We start from the raw sequence: 5,770 nt of genomic DNA, 5'->3' as shown, positions 1-5,770 counted from the left end.
GTCTACGTCGTGGATTCCACGGGCGATCAGGTCATCGAGGCCGCCGGCGAAGGCAATGATACCGTCCGCTCGTCGGTGACCTACAGCCTCGGCGCCAATGTGGAGAACGTCATCCTCACAGGTTCCGCCGCCATCAACGCCACCGGAGGCAACGGCGCCGACGGCCTCACCGGCAATAGCGGCGCCAACCGTCTCGACGGGGGCGCCGGCGACGATACGCTCTCCGGTCTCGGGGGCAACGACACTCTCCTTGGGGGTACCGGTGCGGACACAATGCGCGGGGGCACCGGCAGCGACACCTACGTGGTCGACAATGCCGGCGATCGGGTCATCGAGTTGACCCAGGAGGGCAACGATACCGTGCGCTCCTCGATCGACTACACCCTCGGGGACAATGTCGAGCGCCTCGTCCTGACCGGAACCGGAGATCTCGACGGGACCGGCAACGCCCTGAACAACGCCATCTTCGGCACCGGCGGGGACAACGTTCTCCATGGCGAGGGCGGCAACGACATCCTGTTCGGCAACGGCGGAGCCGACGTTCTCGATGGCGGCACCGGCAACGACACCCTGTATGGCGGTCTCGGTGACGACACCTACTTCGTCGACAGGGTCGGCGATAAGATCGTGGAACTCCCGGGCCAGGGCCACGACACGGTCTATGCCTCGGTGAGCTACGGCCTCTCCGCCAATGTCGAGGACCTCATCCTGACGGGAACGCGCGGCTTCAGCGGTACCGGCAACGACCTCGACAACGCCATCACTGGCAATGACGGCAGCAACCGTCTGAGCGGCGGCGCCGGCAACGACGTCATGACGGGTAACGGCGGCAACGACACCCTGCTGGGCGGCAGCGGAGCCGACACCATGCGGGGAGGCACCGGCAACGACACCTACGTCGTCGACAATGCCGGGGATCGCGCCATCGAACAGTCGGGCGAGGGCTACGACACGATCCGCTCGACCGTCAGCCACACGATGGAGGCCAACATTGAGAAGATGGTTCTCAATGGCACCGCGGATCTCACCGCCAACGGCAATGCCGGCGCCAACCAGATCTACGGCAATGCCGGCGACAACACGATCTATGGCGGCGACGGCCGTGATCTGCTCTACGGCCGCGCCGGTGCCGACACCTTCGTGTTCAAGGCCGCCACCGACAGCGACGTCTCCATCGGCGGACGCGACATCGTCAAGGACTTCGATTTTGCCCAAGGCGATCGTCTCGACTTCGGCGCGATCGATGCGAATTCCGGGCTGGCCGGAGACCAGGGCTTCCAGTTCGTCGGAACCGAGGCTTTCTCGGGCGAGGCCGGGGAGCTGCGAGTGAAGTTCGGGGGCGGCAACACCCTCCTGCAGGGTGACACCAACGGCGACGGAGCCGCCGATTTCGCCGTCCTCCTCCAGGGCCACCATGTCCTCGACAGTGGGTCGTTCATCGTTTGACGCTATTCAACGTCATGAAGGGGGCGCCGTTAGGCGGCCCCTTCTTTCTGGAAGTAAAAGAACAGATTTGATTGTGGCGGCGGGCAAATTCTTCTGCAGTATCTGTAAGCTAAGCAACCGATTGCGCCTACAAAATTTTTTCGACCTTTGACGAGTAGCGTGAGTTAACCCGGTCGTAAGAACGACCATCAGTGATGGAACAACCATGCCGCCGCTTCCGCCAAATGAGGGCGAGCGCCTCGCGGCACTGCGCGATCTGCGCATCCTCGATACGGCGCCTGAGGCCCACTTCGATGCCGTGTGCAGCACGGCCGCTGCGTTGTTTAACGTGCCTGTCGCACTCATCACGCTCATTGACAGCGAGCGACAATGGTTCAAGGCCAAGTGTGGGATCGCTGTCGATGGAACGTCACGTGAAATTTCGTTCTGTGCCTATGCCATTCTATCAGACGACGTTCTCGTTGTAGAAAATGCAACAATGGACCCACGTTTTGCCTACAGCCCCTTGGTCATGGGTAAGAATGCCATCCGCTTCTACGCCGGCGCTCCCCTTGTTCTTCGATCAGGCATTCGACTTGGCACATTGTGCCTCGTCGACACCAAGCCGCGAAGGTTTTCCAAGTTGCAGGGAACCCAACTTGAAAGCCTCGCTCAGATTGTCGTCGCTCACATCGAACTTCATCGCGCGCGAATCGCCGCCGAGGCCACGTTGGACGAGCGTATACGATCGGAGATGCTGACGAGAGCGAGTGAAGAGCGCTATCGGACTGCCCATGAGAAACTCGAGCAGACAGCCGATCTTCTCCGGCTTGCCCAGGAAGCCGCCGGAGCAGGAATTTGGCAGTGGAGCTTCGATGAAGATGTCGTGCAGAACTCTCCTGAGAGTGCCCTCATGCTTGGGTTCCATGGCGAGTCGAGCTCAACAAACTGGATCGACATCAGCATCGCGGAATGGGCCGCACGGGTACACCCGGAGGATCTTCCCCTCGTCCAGGCAGCGCACACAGCGGCACTTCGTGACGGGACGACCTACAAGGTCGAATATCGGGTTAGGCGCCCCGAGGGCAGTGCCGGGTACCGCTGGCTCATGAGCTTTGGTCGCATCATTCGCCATGAGGTAACGGGCAAGGCGCTGCGCATCGTCGGTCTCGATCTCGATGTCACTGAACGACGCACGACCCAGGACGCTCTCATTCAAAGCGAGAAGCGCCTACGCATGAGCAAGGAGCGTCTTGCCCTTGCCCTCGACAGTGGCAGCGATGGCTTATGGGATTGGAACGTCACCACGGGGCAGGTTTGGTACTCTGACCGCTGGTACACCATGTTTGGCTATGAGCCAGGAGAGCTCGAAGCGCATATCGACACATCCCTGGGGCTCACCCACCCTGACGACCTGAAGCAGACACTGGCACTTATCGCAGAGCATTTCGAGGGGCGGAGCGCCGTGTACGCCTCCGAGCGTCGTATACGAACCAAGTCAGGTGACTACACATGGGTTCTGTCACGGGGCAGAGTGGTCTCGCGAGACGAGCAAGGCGTCCCGCTGCGCATGGTAGGCACGAATATTGATATCTCTGAGCGTAAAGCGTCCGAGCACCACATCTCCTACATGGCTCGCCACGATGCGCTCACGGGCCTGCCCAACCGAACTGTTTTTTACGAGCACTTGGAGCAACGGCTGCTCGACGTTCGCCGCGGCAGAGGCCAGGCCGCACTGCTGTGCCTTGGCCTCGATCGGTTCAAGTCCGTAAACGATACGCTCGGCCACCCTGCGGGGGACCAACTGCTTTGCGAGATCGCCACGCGCTTAAGCGCAAACATTTGCGACGGCGATGTCGTGGCACGGCTTGGCGGCGACGAGTTTGCTCTCATTATCTCGCATGTAGACCACGTGCACCACGTCAGCTCTCTCGCACAAAGTTTGATCGATGCGGTAGGCCAACCGCTCGACCTAGGCGGGGTCCTTGTGACTGTCGGCGTCAGCATCGGGATCGCGCTGGCCCCGGCAGATGGCGACATGCCAGAGATCCTGTACAAGAACGCGGATCTCGCGCTTTTTCGCGCCAAGGCAGCAGTGCGCACCAGCTATCGTTTCTACGAAGCCGGTATGGATGCGGCGATCGAGACCCGCATGCAGCTTGAGTTGGAGATGCGTGAGGCCATCCTATGCGGCAGCTTTGCCATGCATTATCAGCCCGTGCTGCGTCTGTCTGACCACAGGATCGTCGGTTTCGAGGCGCTGATGCGTTGGCCTCACCCAACACGTGGAATGATTGCACCCGGCGCGTTCATTCCGTTAGCCGAGGAAACCGGACTCATCGTGTCGCTCGGCTCCTGGGCGCTCCATGAGGCATGCCGAGAAGCCGCGTCCTGGCCCGGTCATCTACGGATTGCCGTCAACGTTTCCGCCGTTCAGTTCCAGCAGCCAGGGCTTGAAGACAATGTCATATCGGCTTTGACGACCTCAGGTCTCCCGCCTCATCGTCTCGTCCTGGAAATCACCGAGAGCGTTCTCGTCCAAGACGCAGAGGCGGTGATCGCCTGCCTGCGTCGTTTGAAAAGCCTCGGCGTTCGCATTGCGCTCGACGACTTTGGCACCGGCTACTCGTCGCTCAGCTATCTGCGCCGCTTCCCGTTCGACAGTATCAAGATTGACCGATCCTTCGTCAACGAGATCGACGACCCGGCTGCCGCGGCGATTGTCCGGGCCGTCGTGGGGATTGCGTCGCAATTTGGAGCAACTGTGACCGCGGAAGGCGTCGAGACCCGTCATCAGTTTGAGCAGGTCGGTTTAGACGGCTGTACGGACATACAGGGTTATCTGGTCAGTCGACCACTGCCAGCCGATGAAACAACAGATTTATTAGAAGAAGTATCATTAAATGACTTCGTATCGAAATTCCAGAAACGCATCGGGTTGATACAAGTATAAATTGCAACATGTAATTTCGGAGCATGCCCATGGGCCACTCGCGTTCCACGGTGCGTCTGGAGATGTGAAAAATATTTATAGCATTCATTCGATATCAAGCGTGCTGAACCTTGCTGCGAACTTCTTACGAAGGTAATATTGATACCGTTGATCACCATTTTATTCGGGTATTCAGCGGAAGCGAATGAGCGACAGGGCTTTATAAATAGTCATACTTGCCGGCAGGGCGAATGACCTTGATAAGGTGCTTGCGCTTGTTTGGGTCAAAGACGCGCACGAAAGCCTCAATAACATCCAGGCAATTTTGGCGCATTGCCAAATCGACTCTCCGCTCGTCACAGCTGACATTCTGCGTATCGCGTAGGCCTGCTACGGAAAGACACAGTGTCTCTGCAGTCCAGGATTTCAGTCGAGCGCTCAACGATCTCGAGACTTTGAGCTTAACAACAGGAACGCGCGAGCCTTCCATGAGCAACGGATCGGCTTCACTGAGGCGCAGCTTACGGCCCCTATCGCCTCCATAATAACAACCTAAAATTGAATAATAATTTCCCCTGCCTTACCCCGTGTGGTAGTAAATTTCTACCGGTATCGCTTTTATAATTTTCTGGGCTTATCGTACTCTCAGGTTGCATGGAAGCGGATCTGTGGGGCACGAGTGGGTACAATCATATCTCGCGAGGCCCAGGTTTCGCAGGTTCTGCTGCAGCAGGCGCTCGACGCGTCCGACGTGATCGGGCGATGGGACTACGATGTTCCGAATGATCGCGTTTATGCTGACGCCCTGGTGGCACTCGTGTTCAATCTTGACCCCGCTGAAGCAGCGGACGGCACCTCACTCAATGCCTTTCGCGCCGGCGTTCACCCGGACGATCGTGAGCGCTTTACCCGCGAGATCAAGCAAAGTACGGAGACAGGCCTGTGCTGCACGTTTGAATACCGGGTTTGCTCGGCTGATGGTGTCGTCCGCTGGGTCCTCGATCGGGGGCGTATTGCTCTAGACAAGGCAGGACGACCTCAGCGTGGAAGCGGCGTGTTGATTGATATTACTCAATCGCGTCTTGGCAACCAAGATGAGAGTTCTCGTCTGACGTGTCAGGCCCAGCACCCGTTAGAACGCGCTGCCGAGCATTGCCTTGCAGCCAGAAAAGCCATCCATGAGCTTCCTGAACCCCTCCTCCATAGGATGAGCGATATGCTATTATTGGAGGTTGGGCGGGCCCTCGCGAAGCTGTCGGATCGCAGGCGATACAGCGAGATGAACTAGAAGCCCGTTCTAGGGTCTGGACTCAATCAGCACCAGAAGGCGATGACAGCGGCGAGTGCGACGGCGGAGGCATAGTTGCGGGCCAGCTTGTCGTATCGGGTGGCGATACGACGGAAGTCTTTGAG

Annotated in this window: 3 protein-coding genes and 1 pseudogene; 3 read left to right on the top strand and 1 reads right to left on the bottom strand. The window is 58.8% G+C overall.

Annotated features, from left to right (window positions below; translation table 11 throughout):
• The 3 genes from ASF26_RS11745 to ASF26_RS11735 all read left to right on the top strand — a co-directional run.
• The coding region (locus tag ASF26_RS11745; protein WP_162240225.1) for a calcium-binding protein at positions 1-1,446 on the top strand (1,446 nt) is incomplete at its 5' end.
• A gap of 205 nt (positions 1,447-1,651) precedes the next feature.
• Complete coding sequence (locus ASF26_RS11740) at positions 1,652-4,378, top strand: EAL domain-containing protein (protein ID WP_056253878.1); 2,727 nt, start codon at positions 1,652-1,654, stop codon at positions 4,376-4,378.
• A gap of 658 nt (positions 4,379-5,036) precedes the next feature.
• Positions 5,037-5,645 carry a PAS domain-containing protein gene (locus tag ASF26_RS11735; RefSeq protein ID WP_056253875.1) on the top strand — a complete coding sequence of 203 codons (609 nt, stop codon included), beginning with the start codon at positions 5,037-5,039 and terminating at the stop codon, positions 5,643-5,645.
• Positions 5,646-5,671: 26 nt separating this feature from the next.
• On the opposite strand, the pseudogene ASF26_RS11730 reads toward ASF26_RS11735, so the two are convergent.
• Positions 5,672-5,770, bottom strand: a pseudogene (locus tag ASF26_RS11730) (IS5/IS1182 family transposase); the annotation flags it as partial.

The organism is Methylobacterium sp. Leaf93 (assembly GCF_001422345.1).
GTDB lineage: Bacteria > Pseudomonadota > Alphaproteobacteria > Rhizobiales > Beijerinckiaceae > Methylobacterium > Methylobacterium bullatum.
Note: the sequence above shows the minus strand (reverse complement) of the source record. Positions and strands in the feature narration are given on the sequence as shown.

What these genes read in the sequence shown, in the direction of transcription:
- ASF26_RS11740 (WP_056253878.1), top strand. Translation starts at nt 1,652, where the DNA reads ATGCCGCCGCTTCCGCCAAATGAGGGCGAGCGCCTCGCGGCACTGCGC.